General features: G+C 65.3%; 12 protein-coding genes. 7 read left to right on the forward strand and 5 right to left on the reverse strand.

The annotated features are described in order from the left end of the window. The first annotated feature begins 115 nt into the window (after positions 1-115). Together ACTJKY_RS16540 and glf are read left to right on the forward strand one after the other, a co-directional pair. Positions 116-814: a pirin family protein gene (locus ACTJKY_RS16540; protein ID WP_121077857.1), complete on the forward strand. Its 699-nt coding sequence runs from the start codon at positions 116-118 to the stop codon at positions 812-814. Positions 815-1,077: 263 nt separating this feature from the next. Beyond that, a complete protein-coding gene (gene glf / locus ACTJKY_RS16545) occupies positions 1,078-3,282 on the forward strand; it encodes a UDP-galactopyranose mutase (protein ID WP_440847211.1) in 2,205 nt (734 codons plus the stop codon). Positions 3,283-3,357: 75 nt separating this feature from the next. On the opposite strand, the gene ACTJKY_RS16550 is transcribed toward glf, so the two are convergent. Next, the gene (locus ACTJKY_RS16550) at positions 3,358-4,497 is read right to left on the reverse strand and encodes a cellulase family glycosylhydrolase (RefSeq protein WP_440847212.1); all 1,140 of its coding nucleotides are present in this window, start codon (positions 4,495-4,497) and stop codon (positions 3,358-3,360) included. Between the two features lie 200 nt (positions 4,498-4,697). Between ACTJKY_RS16550 and ACTJKY_RS16555 the strand changes: the two genes are divergently transcribed. The 3 genes from ACTJKY_RS16555 to clpX all read left to right on the forward strand — a co-directional run bounded on the left by ACTJKY_RS16555 (position 4,698) and on the right by clpX (position 9,068). Beyond that, entirely contained in the window at positions 4,698-6,911 is a 2,214-nt protein-coding gene (locus ACTJKY_RS16555) for a family 1 glycosylhydrolase (RefSeq protein ID WP_440847213.1), read from the forward strand. Positions 6,912-7,000: 89 nt separating this feature from the next. Continuing rightward, positions 7,001-7,657: an ATP-dependent Clp protease proteolytic subunit gene (locus ACTJKY_RS16560; RefSeq protein ID WP_010543021.1), complete on the forward strand. Its 657-nt coding sequence runs from the start codon at positions 7,001-7,003 to the stop codon at positions 7,655-7,657. 145 nt (positions 7,658-7,802) lie between these two features. After that, positions 7,803-9,068, forward strand: a complete 1,266-nt coding sequence (gene clpX / locus ACTJKY_RS16565) for an ATP-dependent Clp protease ATP-binding subunit ClpX (RefSeq protein ID WP_064311561.1) — start codon at positions 7,803-7,805, stop codon at positions 9,066-9,068. 63 nt (positions 9,069-9,131) lie between these two features. On the opposite strand, the gene ACTJKY_RS16570 is transcribed toward clpX, so the two are convergent. The 4 genes from ACTJKY_RS16570 to ACTJKY_RS16585 all read right to left on the reverse strand — a co-directional run bounded on the left by ACTJKY_RS16570 (position 9,132) and on the right by ACTJKY_RS16585 (position 13,500). Continuing rightward, positions 9,132-10,235: an acyltransferase family protein gene (locus ACTJKY_RS16570; protein ID WP_440847214.1), complete on the reverse strand. Its 1,104-nt coding sequence runs from the start codon at positions 10,233-10,235 to the stop codon at positions 9,132-9,134. Positions 10,236-10,443: 208 nt separating this feature from the next. Then, complete coding sequence (locus ACTJKY_RS16575; RefSeq protein WP_440847215.1) at positions 10,444-11,052, reverse strand: hypothetical protein; 609 nt, start codon at positions 11,050-11,052, stop codon at positions 10,444-10,446. A 91-nt stretch (positions 11,053-11,143) separates the two neighbouring features. Further along, entirely contained in the window at positions 11,144-11,746 is a 603-nt protein-coding gene (locus ACTJKY_RS16580) for a methyltransferase family protein (protein WP_440847216.1), read from the reverse strand. Then, positions 11,743-13,500, reverse strand: a complete 1,758-nt coding sequence (locus tag ACTJKY_RS16585) for a M1 family metallopeptidase (protein WP_440847217.1) — start codon at positions 13,498-13,500, stop codon at positions 11,743-11,745. Before ACTJKY_RS16585 ends, ACTJKY_RS16580 begins: the two co-directional genes overlap by 4 nt. Positions 13,501-13,671: 171 nt before the next feature. Here ACTJKY_RS16585 and lon point away from each other — a divergent pair, with 171 nt between their 5' ends. Together lon and ACTJKY_RS16595 are read left to right on the forward strand one after the other, a co-directional pair. After that, complete coding sequence (gene lon / locus ACTJKY_RS16590; RefSeq protein ID WP_440847218.1) at positions 13,672-16,128, forward strand: endopeptidase La; 2,457 nt, start codon at positions 13,672-13,674, stop codon at positions 16,126-16,128. Between the two features lie 157 nt (positions 16,129-16,285). After that, positions 16,286-16,558, forward strand: a complete 273-nt coding sequence (locus ACTJKY_RS16595) for an HU family DNA-binding protein (RefSeq protein ID WP_064311555.1) — start codon at positions 16,286-16,288, stop codon at positions 16,556-16,558. Positions 16,559-16,573: the final 15 nt, after the last annotated feature.

Genomic DNA, 16,573 nt, shown 5'->3' on the forward strand with positions numbered 1-16,573 from the left:
ATTCCTGGAACGTTTGCGCCAAACTTATCCGACTGATTGGAGAAGTCGAGCCCGCCTATATCCCGGTCATCGAAACGGCGCCGCAGCCCGGCGCACCCTCACAGGGAGACCCAAGATGATTGAACTTCGCCCCTTTTCGAGCCTCGGCGGCGCCAACCATGGCTGGCTCGACGCAAAGCACCATTTCTCCTTCGCGAACTATTATGATCCGGCCCGGACGAGCTGGGGCAATCTGCGCGTGTGGAACGACGACACGATCGCGCCGCAGTCCGGCTTCCCGCCGCACCCGCACCGCGACATGGAGATCATCACCTATGTCCGCGACGGTGCCATCACCCACCAGGACAATCTTGGCAATCACGGCCGTACCGTCGCCGGCGACGTGCAGGTGATGTCGGCGGGCACCGGCATCGCGCATTCGGAATATAACAAGGAAGACGAGACCACCCGCATCTTCCAGATCTGGATCCAGCCGACCCGCGGCGGCGAGAAGCCGAGCTGGGGCACGCGCCCCTTTCCGAAGACCGATCGTGCCGGCCAGTTCGTGGTGCTGGCGAGCGGCTTCGAGGGCGACGGCGATGCACTGCCGATCCGCACGGATGCTCGGGTCGTGGGCGCGACCCTGCGCGCCGGCGAGACCGCGGAATACACGCTGGGCAGCGATCGCCGCGCCTATCTGGTGCCAGCCACCGGCGCGGTGGAAATCGACGGCGTGCGGGTCAATGCCCGCGACGGCGCAGCGATTAAGGATGCCGAAGTGGTGAAGATCACCGCGATCGAAGACAGCGAGATCGTGATGGTCGACGCGGCCTGAACACAAGGCGGGCGGTACTTCGGTGCCGCCCGCAATGCCTGCTGCACACTAAATTGCATTAACTTGCATCATGCTGATTTAGAAAGAATTGTTGCTGTCGTCTTGGAACGGCAGGAAGCATGGGCGGGTTGTCTCTGTTAACCGCAACAGGGAAACCGTCCTTGAAAAACCATGCCGCCACCACGCGCCCCAGCAGCAACTTCGCGCTGATCTGCTTTTCGCATCTTCGCTGGAACTTTGTCTTCCAGCGACCCCAGCATCTCATGACACGCTTTGCGCGGAACATGGACGTGCTGTTCTGGGAGGAGCCGATCGACGACGACAGCCCTACGCCGTGGTTGGAGCTGCGCGACGAAGGGGCAGGGGTGACGGTTGCCGTGCCCCATCTGCCGGGCAGCATGGGCGGCGATGCGCGGACGGCGGCGCTGCGTGCGCTGCTCGACGATCATGTCGCGGGCGTCGGCGCGCAACTGATCCGCTGGTATTACACGCCGATGATGCTGCCCTTCTCGCGGCATCTGGCTGCGGCCTGCACCGTCTATGACTGCATGGACGAGCTCAAGAACTTCCGCTTCGCCCCGCCCGAGCTGATGCCGCTGGAGCAGGAGCTGTTCGGCCTGGCCGACCTCGTCTTCACCGGCGGCTACAGCCTCTACGAAGCGAAGCGCGAGAGCCATGCGTCGGTGCATCCCTTCCCGTCGAGCGTCGATTCCGCGCATTTCGCCCAAGGGCGCGCGCTGGTGCAGGATGTCGCCGACCAGGCCGGTCTGCCGCGCCCGCGTCTCGGCTTCTACGGCGTCATCGACGAGCGGATGGATCTCGGGCTGATCGCCGCGCTAGCCGATGCGCGGCCTGACTGGACGATCGTGATGGTCGGCCCGGTGGTGAAGATCGATCCGGCAGAGCTGCCGCAGCGGCCCAATATCGCCTGGCTGGGCTCGAAGAGCTATGCCGAGCTGCCGCTCTATGCCGGCGGCTGGGACGTGGCGCTGATGCCGTTCGCGATCAACGAAGCGACACGCTTCATCAGCCCGACCAAGACGCCTGAATATCTCGCGGCGGGCCTGCCGGTCGTCTCGACGCCGATCGTCGACGTGATCCGCCATTATGGCGACGTCGCGGGTGTGTTCGTGGCCGATGGCGCGGCGGCGTTCGTCGACGCCTGCGACCAGGCCCTGGCCTTGCGCCGCACCGGCGACGCCTGGCGCATCGAGGCGGACACGCTGCTTGCCGAGCAGAGCTGGGATCAGGTCGCGGCGCGGATGCTGGGGCTGATCCTCCAAGTGGCCGAGCCCGATCGGCCGCTGCTCAAGCCGGTGCGCAGCGACCACTACGACTATCTGGTGGTGGGCGCCGGTTTTGCAGGATCGGTGATGGCCGAGCGGCTGGCGGCGGATGCCGGCAAACGCGTGCTGGTGATCGACAAGCGCCCGCACATCGCCGGCAACGCCTTCGATCACAAGGATGAGGCCGGGATCCTGATCCACCAATACGGCCCGCACATCTTCCACACCAACAGCGCGGATATCTTCGAGTATCTGTCGCGCTTCACCGAGTGGCGGCAGTACGAACACCGTGTGCTCGCCGAGGTGCGTGGGCAGTTGGTGCCGATTCCGATCAACCGGACGACGCTGAACGCGCTGTTCGGCCTCTCGCTGGAAACCGAGGAAGAGGCGGCCGACTTCCTGGCGGCGCGTGCCGAGCCGGTGACGGTGATCCGCAGCTCCGAAGATGTGGTGATCTCGGCGGTAGGGCGTGAGCTCTATGAGACCTTCTTCCAGGGCTATACCCGCAAGCAATGGGGGATCGATCCCTCGGAGCTCGACAAGAGCGTCACCGCGCGGGTGCCGACCCGCACGAACACCGACGACCGCTATTTCACCGATCGCTTCCAGGCGATGCCGCGCGACGGCTTTACCGCGATGTTCGCCAAGATGCTCGATCATCCGAACATCGACCTCGAACTGGGCGTGACCTTCGAGGAGGCGAAGCGCCGGTTCAGCTTCGATCAGATCGTCTATACCGGGCCGATCGACGAATATTTCGACTTCCGCTTCGGCAAGCTGCCCTACCGCTCGCTGCATTTCGAGCATGTCCATGAGGACCGCGAATGGGCGCAGCCGGTGGCGGTGGTGAACTATCCGGACGAGACGGTGCCGTACACCCGGGTAACCGAGTACAAGCACCTGACCGGCCAGCAGGCGCCGAACACCAGCCTGACCTATGAGTATCCCAGCGCGGAAGGGGACCCGTACTACCCGATCCCGCGGCCGGAGAACCAGGCGCTGTTCAAGCAGTACGAGGCCCTGGCCGAGGCGACCCAGGGCGTGCTGTTCGTTGGCCGACTGGCGACCTACCGCTACTACAATATGGACCAGGTGGTGGGGCAGGCGCTCGCCACCTACCGCCGCCACATCGCCGAGGAGCGCGAGCCCGCGCCGTTGAAGGCCGCGGCGCTGGCGGAGTGATTGAATGCTCCCGCCCGCAAGTCCCCTCCCGCTTGCGGGAGGGGGGGATTGAAGGCGGGAGGTGCGTTTGGCGCGTTACGCCGCCTTCGCCGAGCCATCAGATGCGCTCGGGCGGTCTTTGCCCTTCTCTACCGCGATAATCGGCCAGTGCGGCGCCTTGTCGTCGAGCGTGCGCAACAGACGGAGGAACTCGACTTCGGTATCGTCATAGGGGACGCCGCCGGCGTCGAAGATGTCATGGAACCACTTGTCCTTGAGCCCTGCGAGATTCGGGTTTTCCCAGGCCGCCCAGGGCAGGTGGGTCTGCGTCTTGCCGCGCACCAGGCCCCAGCAGAAGGCACCCACATGCTTGGCTTTGGCAACCGGCAGGATCGCCTCGAAGGTGCTCCCCGCCGGGCGCGCCATGAATTCGGTGCACCACATCGGCCGGTTGAACACGCTCAGCCAGTCGATCCGCTGCGCGAAATCCTCGGCGGTGCCGTAATTGTGGAACGAGATCACGTCCGACAGACCCGTCTGCGCCTGCTGCAGCGGCGTGAGCAGCTCGGGCGACGACCAGTCGCCCAGCCAGATGCCGCTGGTGAGGGGCTGGACGGGACGCATGCTGCGCGCCCAGTCGAACGCGTCGACCAGCAGCGGCAGCACCAGATCGGCCTTGGCGCCAAGCTCGCCGGCGTCGCAGAGCGAGACTTCCGGGCCGTTGTCCGGCTCGTTCCAGATATCCCAGGCGAGCACGCGGCGATCGGCGCGGAAACGGCCGACCACGCCCTTGATATAGCCCTCCAGCCGCGGCCGCTGGGCGGGATCGCGCAGCGCCGGGATGCCGGGCGACTGCACCCAGCCCGAATTGTGCACGCCGGGCGTCGGCGCCGGCTGCGGCCCGAGCGCCGGATCGGGATGCCAGCAGGAATCGAACAGCACCAGCATCACCCGGATGCCATATCCCTCCGCCACGGCCAGCAGCGTGTCGATGCGCTTGAGAAAGCCCTGCGGGTCTTCGGCCCAGAGCAGGTCGTGCAGATACACGCGCACCGCGTTCATGCCGACGTCGGCCGCCAGTGCCAGCTCGGCGTGGATCGCCGCGATGTCGAACGTGGCTGCCTGCCACATCTCGAGCTGGTTGATCGCGTTCGAGGGCGTGAAGTTGCAACCCATCGCCCAGGGTTGCTGCGCGAACCACGCTTTCGCTTCGGTTTCCGTCCAACGACCAGCCATCGCCTCGAACTCCGTCAACACCCGTCCCGACATCGTTTCACAACCCTTGATAACAATGTGATTTTTATAGGCGGAGAAGTGAATTGCGGATGTACCCGCTACGCGCTTCTTCGGAGGGAGGTGGGACGCTTTTGCGACGAGCCGAGCCGGCCGACTAACCCAGATTGGTCGCGAGCGGCGCTTTGCCGCCGGGGGCGTCGATGAGCGCGCCCATGCCGCCACTCGAACTCTGGGGCGGTGCCGAGTGCACCGTGAACCGGGTCGGGGACCAATTCCGCGACCAGATGATCGAGACCGGACACCATGATCGGCTGGAGGATCTGGATCGCGTCGCCGCCTTGGGCGTGGCGGCACTGCGCTTCCCGCTGCTGTGGGAGCGCGTCTGCCCGGACGATCCAGGCCGCTGCGACTGGACATGGACCGACAGCCGGCTGGCGCGGATCCGCGAACGCAGCATGCGGCCGATCGCCGGACTGGTCCATCATGGCAGCGGCCCGCGGCGCACCGATCTGCTCGATCCCGATTTCGGCGTGAAGCTGGGCGACTATGCGGCGCGCGTCGCCGAACGCTACCCCTGGATCGCGGACTGGACGCCGGTGAACGAACCGCTGACTACCGCCAGGTTCGCTGCGCTCTATGGCCACTGGTATCCGCACGCCCGCGACGAGGGCAGCTTCTGGCGAGCGCTGGTCCACCAGGTCGAAGGTGTGGTCTGCGCCATGGCGGCGGTGCGGGCGGTGCGGCCGGACGCGCGGCTGATCCAGACCGACGATCTCGGCAAGACCTATGGCACACCCGGCACGCAGGCGCAGGTCGCCTTCGATAATGACCGGCGCTGGATGGGGTGGGACTTGCTGTGCGGCCGCGTCGTCCCCGGCCATGCGCTGTGGGAGCGGCTGGCCGGTTTCGGACTTGCCGAGAAGCTGGAGATGCTCGCCGACGCGCCCTGTCCGCCGGACGTGATCGGCATCAACCATTATCTCACCAGCGACAGATTCCTGGACGAGAATGTCTCTGCCTATCCGCCGGCGATGCACGGGGGCAACGGCAGCATTGCCTATGTCGATACCGAGGCGGTGCGGGTACTCGACCCGGCGCCGGACGGACTTGCCAACGCGCTGGCCGAAGCCTGGGCGCGCTACCGCATCCCGATCGCGATCACCGAAGTCCATAACGGCTGCACCCGCGAGGAGCAGATGCGCTGGATGCGGGACGCGTGGGACGATGCCGAGGCCGCGCGCGGCGACGGCGTCGAGGTGGAGGCGGTGACGGCCTGGTCGTTGTTCGGCGCCTCGGGCTGGAACACGCTGCTCACCGCGCCGGGCGTGTATGAGCCCGGGGTATTCGATATGCGTGGAGGCGAGCCTCGGCCGACGGCGATGGTGCCGCTGCTACAGGCGTTGGCCCGCGGCGAGCGGCAGGACCATCCCGCGCTCGACGGTGCCGGGTGGTGGCGGCGCGCGCTGCGCGTGACCCATCATCCCAGGCCGCATCCCGAGCCCCGCACGCGCCCTGGAAGGAAGGCGGGATCGCGGCGCCCCTTGCTGATCGCCGGCGCGACCGGCACGCTGGCGCAGGCGCTCGCCCGTAGCTGCGAGGTCCGCGGGCTCGCCCATGTCCTCACCGATCGCGGAATGCTCGACCTGAGCGACGAAGCCTCGATCACCGCCGCGCTCGAAAAGCATCGGCCCTGGGCGGTGATCAATGCCGCCGGCTGGGTGCGCGTCGACGACGCGGAGGACGACGAGGCGGCGTGTTTCGCCGCCAACTGCCTGGGCGCGACCGCGCTCGCGATAGCGGCGTCCGCGCACGACATCGCGACGGTCAGTTTCTCCAGCGACCTGGTGTTCGACGGAGCGCTGAACCGGCCGTACACCGAAGCAGATACTTGCGCTCCACTCGGTGCCTATGGCCGCAGCAAGGCGGCGATGGAGGCTGCGATCGGCGCCCTTTCCGGTCGTCACCTGATCGTGCGGACGGCGGCGTTCTTTTCCCCCTGGGACCAGCATAACTTCGCGGTTCACGCGGTGGAGGCGTTGTCGGCGGGGCGGCGGTTCGCGGCGGCGGAGGACCAGATCGTGTCGCCCGCCTATGTGCCCGACCTCTGCAACGCTGTGCTTGACGAACTGATCGACGGAACGAGCGGAATCCTGCACCTCGCCAACGGCGGGGCGGTGAGTTGGGCGGACTTTGCCATGTGGGTAGCCGAAGCCTGCGGGCTGCCGGCCCGGCTCGTCGATGCGATCCCCGGCGCCACGCTCGGCTGGAAGGCCGCGCGTCCTCGCCATGTGCCGCTCGCCAGTCAGCGCATGCCTAGCCTGGACGCTGCGCTGCAGGCCTTCGCCACCGCGCCGGAAGTGCTCGAACGCATCCAGCGAGCCGGGCAGGGGGCCGAGGCGTTGCAATCGGCCTGAGCCCGCCGCTCCGGCAAAGCCCCTCTTGCGCTGGGCAGCCGGAGCGCCGATGTAGTCGCGGGCAATAAACAACCACGAGATCATCCCACATGCATCCGCTTTCCGGTCAGATGACCATCGATCCCGTTACCGGCGCACTCGTTCCCATCGTCATCGAGCAGTCGAGCCGCGGTGAGCGCAGCTTCGACATCTATTCGCGCCTCCTGCGGGAGCGGATCGTGTTCGTCACCGGCCAGGTCGAAGACCATATGGCCTCGCTGATAACCGCCCAGCTGCTGTTCCTCGAATCGGAAAATCCGAAGAAGGACATCTGGATGTACATCAATTCGCCGGGCGGCGTGGTTACGGCGGGCATGGCGATCCACGACACGATGCAGTATATCCGTCCGCGCGTCGGCACGGTGTGCATCGGCCAGGCGGCGTCGATGGGCTCGTTCCTCCTCGCCTCGGGTGAGCCGGGCCTGCGCGTGGCGCTGACCAATGCCCGCATCATGCTTCACCAGCCCTCGGGCGGTGCCCAGGGCATGGCGTCCGACATCGAGATCCAGGCCAAGGAAATCCTGCGGATCCGCGCGCGCATGAACGCGCTCTATGCGAAGTATACCGGCCAGCCGATCGAGAAGATCGAGACGACGATGGACCGCGATTCGTTCTTCGAAGCCGAGGAGGCCAAGGCCTTCGGCATCGTCGACGAGGTGTATGAGAAGCGCCCGGTGCCGAGCGAGGATGCGGCAGCGGCAAATTAACACTATATCCCTATCCTCGGCCGCCTGATGATTCCCGGTGCATGGAACGTCAGGCGGGCGGGGCGATTTATGGATTGCCGGAATTTCGCCTGCGTGTAGGATGGCAGGCGAGCGTTACGCGCCCGAGGCGCGAAGGATGGATTGAATGACTAAGCTCAGCGGCGGTGACTCCAAGAGCACGCTCTATTGCTCCTTCTGCGGCAAGAGCCAGCACGAGGTGCGCAAGCTCATCGCCGGCCCGACCGTGTTCATCTGCGATGAATGCGTCGAGCTGTGCAACGACATCATCCGTGAGGAAACCAAGTCCTCGCTGGTATCGAAGAAGGACGGGGGCGTCCCCTCGCCGCAGGAAATCTGCGACGTGCTCGACGATTACGTCATCGGCCAGAAGAAGGCGAAGCGCGTCCTCTCGGTCGCGGTGCACAACCATTACAAGCGGCTGAACCACGGCGCCAAGGGTGCCGATGTCGAGCTCGCCAAGTCGAACATCCTGCTCGTCGGCCCTACCGGCTGCGGCAAGACGCTGCTGGCGCAGACGCTGGCGCGCATCCTCGACGTGCCGTTCACCATGGCGGATGCCACCACGCTCACCGAAGCCGGCTATGTCGGCGAGGACGTGGAGAACATCATCCTCAAGCTGCTCCAGGCCTCCGACTACAACGTCGAGCGGGCGCAGCGCGGCATCGTGTACATCGACGAGATCGACAAGATCAGCCGCAAGGCCGAGAATCCGTCGATCACGCGCGATGTGTCGGGCGAGGGCGTGCAGCAGGCACTGCTCAAGCTGATGGAAGGCACGACTGCAAGCGTTCCGCCGCAGGGTGGCCGCAAGCACCCGCAGCAGGAATTCCTGCAGGTGGACACGACCAACATCCTGTTCATCTGCGGCGGCGCCTTCTCGGGCCTCGAGAAGATCATCGGCGATCGTCTGCAGGGCAAGTCTATCGGCTTCGGCGCGCATGTCGCCGCACCCGACGAGCGCCGCACCGGCGAGCTGCTGCGCCAGACCGAGCCGGAGGATCTCCTCAAGTTCGGCCTGATCCCTGAATTCGTCGGTCGTCTGCCGGTGATCGCGACGCTCGAAGACCTCGACGTCGAGGCGCTGATCAAGATCCTGACCGAGCCGAAGAACGCCCTGGTCAAACAGTATCAGAAGCTGTTCGACATGGAGGCGGTCAAGCTCGGCTTCACCGACGACGCGCTCACCGCCGTCTCGAAGAAGGCGATCGAGCGCAAGACCGGCGCGCGTGGTCTGCGCTCGATCCTCGAAGGCATCCTGCTCGACACGATGTTCGATCTGCCCAGCATGGACGGTGTCGACGAAGTGGTGGTCGACAAGGACGTGGTCGAGGGCCGCAAGGAGCCGGTTCGCATCTACGCCAAGAAGGAAAAGGCCGGCAGCGCCGCCTGATCCTTCCAACGGGCTATCCAACAGAAGGCGCGCGGGTCACGAGACCCGCGCGCTTTCTTTTTGTCAGCGTGCCGTCGCCGTCTTGCGCGTCGCCTTGCGCCGGCCGTTCAGCAGCAGCAGCAACAGGCTGGATCGGCGCACGACCAGCAGGTGGAAGTAATACAGGATCAGCAGCGCGACCGGTGCAATGACAGCCATCGCCTGCCACGGGCCGATGCCGGTGGGATAGAGCAGCCACAGCAGCCCCAGGATCGCGGGTACGTGCAGCAGATAGATGGTGTAGCTGGCGTTCGACAGGTCCGCTTGCCACTTGTGGCAGTGCCGCAGCGAGAAGGCGCTTCGGAACACCAGCGAGGTCACGGCAAAACCGACGATTGGCCGCGCGACGAAGAAGATCAGCATCCGCAGCTTGCCGTCGGCGATCACTGCGACCGCCGCGAGATCGAGGATCGCCAGCATCACCGCGACCGCGTAGACCGCACGGGGCGGGGACAGGAGCAGATCACGCACCGCCTGCACCCGGAACGCGGCGTGGCCCAGCGCGTAGAAGAAGCAGAAATAGGTGGTCTGGCGCAGCAGGAAGGCAATGGACTGCAATCCCACCACGTGCAGCGCCTTGCCCGTTGCCCATATCGCCAGCGAAGCGCCTAGCCCTGCCACCCAGAGCGCGGCAACGGTAGAAAGCGGCCGGCGCGCAGCGAAGCGCCCGAACGCCTCTACCCGCCGGTCCTGGGCCTGCAGCGCGAAGGTGAGCGGTACGTAGAGCGCGAGCGCGATCAGGAACCACATGTGCATGTGCCAGTCGCTGGGCTGCCAGGGGAGATAGCCCCCCATGAAGCCGGGCTGCTTCGCGAGATCGGCGATCAGGACGTGCGACAGCGGCACCGCCGCGGCCAGCCCCACGGCCAGCGGCACCAGCAGCATCACCAGCCGGCGTCGAATCCAGTCGGCGGGCTCCGCCTTGCCGATCGTCAGCGCGGCGAAGAAACCGGAAATCGTGAAGAACGCCTCCATCCTGCACAGATGGGATGCGTCTTCGATCATGTTGAACGCGGTGATGTCCGAGAGCGCGGCACAATGAACGATCAGTCCCGTGGTCAACAGTGCGCCACGCCAAACGTCCATGCCATAGATGCGCTCGGGCGACCCTCCTTGCGCTGGTTTCATCCTTGTATCCCCCCTGTTCGAGCAGGCCGGAGCCCGGCCCGCTGATCGGGCTTTAGGGGAGGGGGATATGATCTTACAACGCCAAGAAGTTCTTTATGCTGAACAAATTTCTCACATATGTAAGAATGCTGTTCGCTTATGAGACAATGTCGGCAGCTGTAATGCCTGCGACGCCGATCGTGGACGAGAGGGACTGGCCGAACGAAGCCTATTTCTCGGGTGAAGGCGTCGCTCGCGCGTCGTCCAGTTGCAGCGGCCAGTCCAAGCCATGCAGAAGCTCGACGAACGCTCCTTCCAGTTTCGCCGAGCGCGCCCAGCTGGCGCGCGCGGCCACTAGCCAGGTGCCGCCGGCCGGGCAGAACAGATAGCTTTCGGACGTCAACGGTTGCTCCTTGCCATCGAGCGTCCCGGTCATGTTGAAGTGGGCGTGATAGGCAACATCGGGGGTGTGGCCGGAGGGCGAGGGCCAGCGATCCTGCGCCACCAGCTTCACGTCGGAATAGTTTTGAGCGACGTTGCGCTCGATCTCGGCGAACGATTCGGCGCAATCGCGATCCGGGGTGGCTGGGTAGACGTACAGCGTCACGAAGCCGAGCTCGCCGCCTCGACGCAGCGAATAGCCGGCGCTGACGTCGAGCTGCTCGGCATCATAGGCGTGGATGCGGGTTCGCAGCGCGTTCCCCAGCCGCTCGGGGAAGGTCATGCCGCTGGCGGAGTGCGTCCAGTCGCCCTCGATGCGCAGGTCTTCCTGCGCGCGGGCGGGCAGCGCCGCGAACATCAGGGCGGGCCCCAGAATCAGGCCGCGAAGCAGTGTCATTCGTCACCCCAGCAGTCATGCGCATCTCGTTGCGCGCGCCCGAAGGTCGCAGAGGCTCGCGTGGGTTGCAAGCGGAGCCATGCCGGTTGGGTCAGAAGATGCGGGGCACGAAGCGCTTCACGCGGGCCGCGTAGGCTTCATATTGGGGGCCGAACCGTGCGTGCAGCAGGGCTTCCTCTTCGACCATGCGGATCCAGGTGCCCCAGGCGAACAGAGGCAGACCGAGCATCAGTCCGCGCCAGTGGCCGAAGGCGGTCGCCATCGCCAGCAGCATTGCCAGCAGCCCTGTGTAGATCGGGTGCCGGATGATGGCGAAAGGCCCCCAGGTGACGAGATCATGGTCGCGCCGGGTTCTGGCCGCGAAGCTCCAGTTGCTGCCCATCGCCGCCGCCGCGGACAGGAACAGCCAGATACAGGCCCCGACGAGCAAGGCTACCACGACCGCCTGACCGAGCGAGGCGGCCGATGCCGCCAGCAGCGTCGGCCGCAAGGGGCCGAAGGCGACGAGAAAGAAACCCGCGCCCTGCAGCCAGATTCCCCGGCTAGATCGGCTGCTGACCCGCGCCCCGGCCTCGCCACGCCGATATCGCCGGAAGCGGACGAATAGCAGTGCCGCGACGAAGCCTGCCAGCCCCACCAGCAGCGTGACCAGTGCCGGTAAACCGATGGGCGCGGGCGCCACGATCGCGATCATCGTTCTTTCGTCCAGTGCTGGAGGGCCTCCACCGCTTCCGAGCGGCGGAGAATATGTGCGTTCGGATCGAGCACCACATGCGCGCCTGCCGGCACCGTAAGCGTCGTGGTTCCCCCTAGCATCGCCACCCGCTGCAGCTTGCCGTCGATGGCCAGGTCTACGGGAAGCGGGAACGGCCGGCCGGTCGCCGTTTTCCAGCGGAGCGTCAGCCGGTTGCCGGTGCGTTCGTTCACCAGCTCGGGCAAGTCGGCCTGGTAGAGGTAGGCGTCGAAGAACCATTGCAGGTCCTGTCCGGTCACCTGCTTTACGATGCCAATATATTCAGGCGTGGTGCCGAAGCGCGGCTGGAAATTTCCCGGCTTGGGGTCTGGTCGGCCATAGACGATCCGCCGCGTCGCTTCGAAGAACTGATCGTCGCCGATCAGGTAGCGCAGCGTGTGGAGGACCCAGGCGCCCTTGTAATAGATATCTTGGCCGGGGCCGCCCTTGTCTTCCTCATACACCTCTTCTTCGGTGCGGATCTTGCCCGCTACGATCGGCGCCTTGTTACGGATGGCCAGGCGATACTGGTCCATCATCGCAGCATAGCGGGCATCGCCCTCGCGCCACTGGCCGTAGAGCGGCTGCATATATTGGGTATAGCCCTCGTGGAGCCAGTAATCGTCCCAGTTGGCCGCGGTCAGCTGGTTGCCGAACCATTCATGGCCGAGCTCGTGCTGGAAGATTTCGTCGAAGCCGGACGGCGTCTTGCGGTAGTTGTTGCCATAGGCGTTGATCGTCTGGTGCTCCATGCCCATGTGCGGCGTCTCGACCACGCCGAGCTTCTCGTCGCCCCAGGGGAAGGGGCCGATCATGCTCTCGTAGAAATCGACTGTCGGCGCGAACTCGGCGAAGAGGGCCTTGGCCTTGGCTTCGCGGCCGGGCAGGTACCAATAGTGCAGCGGGAAGCTGTTGCCGAAGCGGCTCTTATATTCGGCGGTCAGCTCCTGATAGGGGCCGATGTTGAGCGCTACGTCATAGGGATTGGGGCTCTTCGCGCGCCAGTGCCAGGTGGTGCGGCCATCGGCAAGCGTCTCCACCCGCAACAGCTTGCCGTTGGAGGGGGCCTTCAGCCCGGCGGGCACGGTTATGTGGAGGTCGACCAGCGTGGGCTCGCCCTGGGGGAAATCGAGGCACGGCCAGAACAGATCGCAGCCATAGCCTTCCGCGGTGGTGGCGATCCAGGGCTTCTTGTCGCCGGGCGTGGTCGCCCAGACGAGGCCGTCGTCCCAAGGCGCGCGCACCGCGACATGTGGCGTGCCGCCATAGGCGATCTCGGCGACCACCTTGTCGCCCGCCTTGAGCGGGCGGGGCAGGGTGATGAATAGCCGGCCTTCGGGGTTGCGCCACTGCGCCGGTGCCAGCGGCTTGCCGTCGACCTTGATCGCGCTGACCGGCAGGTTGCGGTCGAGGTCGATCAGCAGCTCGCGCTGCGGGGCGCTGGTGCGCAGGGTGAGCGTAGCGGTGCCGCGCAGGCCGTAGCTGGCCGGCAGTATTTCGATCGCGAGATCGACATGCTCGAGCCGCAGTGCGGCCCGTTCGGGGGCAATCACGCCGCCCGATGCCTGGGTCGTCGGCGTAATCGGTTCGCCGCGCTTCTGCGCCTGTGCCTGGCTGATCGTCGCCGCGAGCGCAGCCACGGCAATCGCAATCCTCGAACTTTTCAACACGTCCCCCAGAAACACGCGATGCCGTTCCAGCCGCGAATCGCTCATCGGCGGGCATGATAGCGATGCGACGGCGCGACGCGAGGGGCGGAAGTGCGCTTGCAGGCTGGCGTTTTCCACCGCAATCTGGGTTAATGCCGCCACGCGATTGATGCGCTCGTTCCAGGCCCCATATATAAGGTCTATGGTGCCCCTTCTCGGGGCAGACCCGGAGTTTTCATGAAGCAGTCCTATCCCGTCCTGCCGCTTCGCGACATCGTCGTCTTCCCGCACATGATCGTGCCGCTGTTCGTCGGCCGTGACAAGTCGGTCGCGGCGCTGGAAGCGGCGATGGCTGCCGACAAGGAGATTTTCCTCGTCGCGCAGCTCGATCCGGCCGAGGACGATCCCGGCCGCGAGGATCTCTACGATACCGGCGTTTCCGCCGAAGTGCTCCAGCTGCTCAAGCTGCCCGACGGCACCGTGCGCGTGCTCGTCGCCGGCAAGGAGCGCGGCAACCTGCTCTCGATCGAGGAGACCGGCGCCTATCTCACCGCCCATGTCGAGGCGGTGGAAGCGGGCGATACTTCGCTCGAAGTCGCCCAGGAAGGCGTCGACGAGTCCGTTTCCAACCTGAAGCCCGAGGACCTCAGCCCCGAGTTGAAGGCGCTGATGCGCTCGGTCGTCGAGCAGTTCGAGAACTACGCCAAGCTCAACCGCAAGCTGCCTGCCGAAACCGCGGTGCAGCTGGGCGAGCTGGAGGATCCGTCGCGCCTCGCCGATGCGGTCGCCGCCAATATCTCGGTCAAGGTTGCCGACAAGCAGGCGCTGCTGGTCGAGAACGATCCCCAGAAGCGCCTGGAGATGGTGTTCGCCTTCATGGAAGGCGAGCTGGGCGTGCTGCAGGTCGAGAAGAAGATCCGCAGCCGCGTCAAGCGCCAGATGGAGAAGACGCAGCGCGAATACTACCTCAACGAGCAGCTCAAGGCGATCCAGCGCGAGCTGGGCAATGAGGGCGAAGAGGGCGAGGGCGACGAGGTCGCCGAACTCACCCAGAAGATCGCCACGCTCAAGCTCTCCAAGGAAGCGCGCGCCAAGGCGCAGGGCGAGCTGAAGAAGCTCAAGACGATGGCGCCGATGTCGGCCGAGGCCACCGTCGTGCGCAACTATCTCGACGTGCTGCTGGGCCTGCCCTGGGGCAAGAAGTCCAAGCTGAAGAAGGACATCGCCGAGGCGCAGGGCGTGCTCGACCAGGACCATTATGCCCTGGAGAAGGTGAAGGACCGGATCGTCGAATATCTCGCGGTCCAGGCGCGCACCAACAAGCTGAAGGGGCCGATCCTGTGCCTCGTCGGCCCGCCGGGCGTGGGCAAGACCTCGCTGGGCAAGAGCATCGCGAAGGCGACGGGCCGCGAGTTCATCCGCCAGTCGCTGGGCGGCGTGCGCGACGAAGCCGAGATTCGCGGCCATCGTCGTACGTACATCGGCTCGCTGCCGGGCAAGATCGTGTCGAACCTGAAAAAGGCCGGCACCTCGAACCCGCTGTTCCTGCTTGATGAGATCGACAAGCTCGGCCAGGATTTCCGCGGCGATCCCGCCTCTGCGCTGCTCGAGGTGCTGGATCCGGAGCAGAACAGCAAGTTCAACGACCATTATCTGGAGATCGACATCGATCTTTCGGACATCATGTTCGTGTGCACGGCCAACTCGCTCAACTTGCCGCAGCCTTTGCTCGACCGCATGGAAATCATCCGGCTGGAAGGGTACACCGAGGACGAGAAGGTCGAGATCGCCGAGCGCCATCTGGTTGCCAAGCAGGTCGATGCGCATGGTTTGAAGGACGGTGAGTTCACGCTCACCAACGCGGGCCTGCGCGACCTGATCCGCTATTACACTCGCGAGGCGGGCGTGCGTACGCTGGAGCGCGAGATCGCCAAGCTCGCCCGCAAGAGCCTGCGCAAGATCCTCGAGGGCAAGGAGACCCAGGTCACCATCACCCCCGAGAACCTTGCCGACTATGCCGGTGTGCGGAAGTACCGCTTCGGCGTGGGCGAGGAGGAGCACCAGATCGGTGCGGTCACCGGCCTCGCCTGGACCGAAGTGGGCGGCGAGCTGCTGACCATCGAGAGCGTCACCGTACCCGGCAAGGGCGCGATCAAGACGACCGGCAAGCTGGGCGACGTGATGAAGGAATCGGTGGAAGCCGCGTTCAGCTTCGTCCGCGCGCGCAGCCCGAGCTATGGCATCAAGCCGAGCCTGTTTGCGCGGAAGGACATCCACGTCCACCTGCCCGAAGGCGCGGTACCGAAGGATGGCCCGTCGGCGGGTATCGGTCTGGTCACCTCGATCGTCTCGACGCTCACCGGCGTCGCTGTCCGCAAGGATGTGGCGATGACCGGCGAAGTGACGCTGCGCGGACGCGTGCTGCCGATCGGCGGGCTTAAGGAGAAGCTTCTCGCGGCGCTGCGGGGCGGCATCAAGATGGTGCTGATCCCCGAGGAGAACGAGAAGGATCTTGCGGAAATCCCGGCGAACATCCGAGAAGGCCTTGAGATTGTCCCGGTTTCGCACGTCGATGAGGTTTTGCGGCTTGCGCTGACCGAGCCGCTTACCGCAATCGACTGGTCCGATGCAGACGAACTCGCTACCCAGCCGCCCGTCGGCGTGCCGGCGATCGGAGATGCTTTGCATCATTGACATGACGTAACTTTTCTGACGCAATTCGCGCCGAAAGACTTTGACTCCGGCGGCTCGCCCGTGCTGACTCGCACGCCAGCGCAGCCGCCGCGACTCATTCGGCTATCCAATCCAATCAACGCGGTATCCCGCACAATATCAGGGGGTTTGCACCAGCATGAACAAGCAAGAGCTGATCGGTCAGGTCGCGGATGTATCGGGTCTGGCCAAGGGCGACGCGGTGAAGGCCGTCGAAGCGGTATTCGACGTGATCACCGGCGCGCTCAAGAAGGGCGATGAAGTCCGCCTCGTCGGCTTCGGCACCTTCTCGGTCAGCAAGCGCAAGGCCTCGACCGGCCGCAACCCGCGCACCGGCGAGGAAATGACCATCAAGGCTTCGAACCAGCCCAAGTTCAAGCCGGGCAAGGTCCTGAAGGATTCGGTCAACTAAGCACCGAAAAATTTG

It is taken from the genome of Sphingomonas sp. 22176 (assembly GCF_052045505.1).
Classification (GTDB): Bacteria; Pseudomonadota; Alphaproteobacteria; order Sphingomonadales; family Sphingomonadaceae; genus Sphingomonas.

What these genes read in the sequence shown, in the direction of transcription:
- ACTJKY_RS16540 (WP_121077857.1), top strand. Translation starts at nt 116, where the DNA reads ATGATTGAACTTCGCCCCTTTTCGAGCCTCGGCGGCGCCAACCATGGC.
- glf (WP_440847211.1), top strand. Translation starts at nt 1,078, where the DNA reads ATGACACGCTTTGCGCGGAACATGGACGTGCTGTTCTGGGAGGAGCCG.
- ACTJKY_RS16550 (WP_440847212.1), bottom strand. Translation starts at nt 4,497, where the DNA reads ATGGCTGGTCGTTGGACGGAAACCGAAGCGAAAGCGTGGTTCGCGCAG.
- ACTJKY_RS16555 (WP_440847213.1), top strand. Translation starts at nt 4,698, where the DNA reads ATGAGCGCGCCCATGCCGCCACTCGAACTCTGGGGCGGTGCCGAGTGC.
- ACTJKY_RS16560 (WP_010543021.1), top strand. Translation starts at nt 7,001, where the DNA reads ATGCATCCGCTTTCCGGTCAGATGACCATCGATCCCGTTACCGGCGCA.
- clpX (WP_064311561.1), top strand. Translation starts at nt 7,803, where the DNA reads ATGACTAAGCTCAGCGGCGGTGACTCCAAGAGCACGCTCTATTGCTCC.
- ACTJKY_RS16570 (WP_440847214.1), bottom strand. Translation starts at nt 10,235, where the DNA reads ATGAAACCAGCGCAAGGAGGGTCGCCCGAGCGCATCTATGGCATGGAC.
- ACTJKY_RS16575 (WP_440847215.1), bottom strand. Translation starts at nt 11,052, where the DNA reads ATGACACTGCTTCGCGGCCTGATTCTGGGGCCCGCCCTGATGTTCGCG.
- ACTJKY_RS16580 (WP_440847216.1), bottom strand. Translation starts at nt 11,746, where the DNA reads ATGATCGCGATCGTGGCGCCCGCGCCCATCGGTTTACCGGCACTGGTC.
- ACTJKY_RS16585 (WP_440847217.1), bottom strand. Translation starts at nt 13,500, where the DNA reads ATGAGCGATTCGCGGCTGGAACGGCATCGCGTGTTTCTGGGGGACGTG.
- lon (WP_440847218.1), top strand. Translation starts at nt 13,672, where the DNA reads ATGAAGCAGTCCTATCCCGTCCTGCCGCTTCGCGACATCGTCGTCTTC.
- ACTJKY_RS16595 (WP_064311555.1), top strand. Translation starts at nt 16,286, where the DNA reads ATGAACAAGCAAGAGCTGATCGGTCAGGTCGCGGATGTATCGGGTCTG.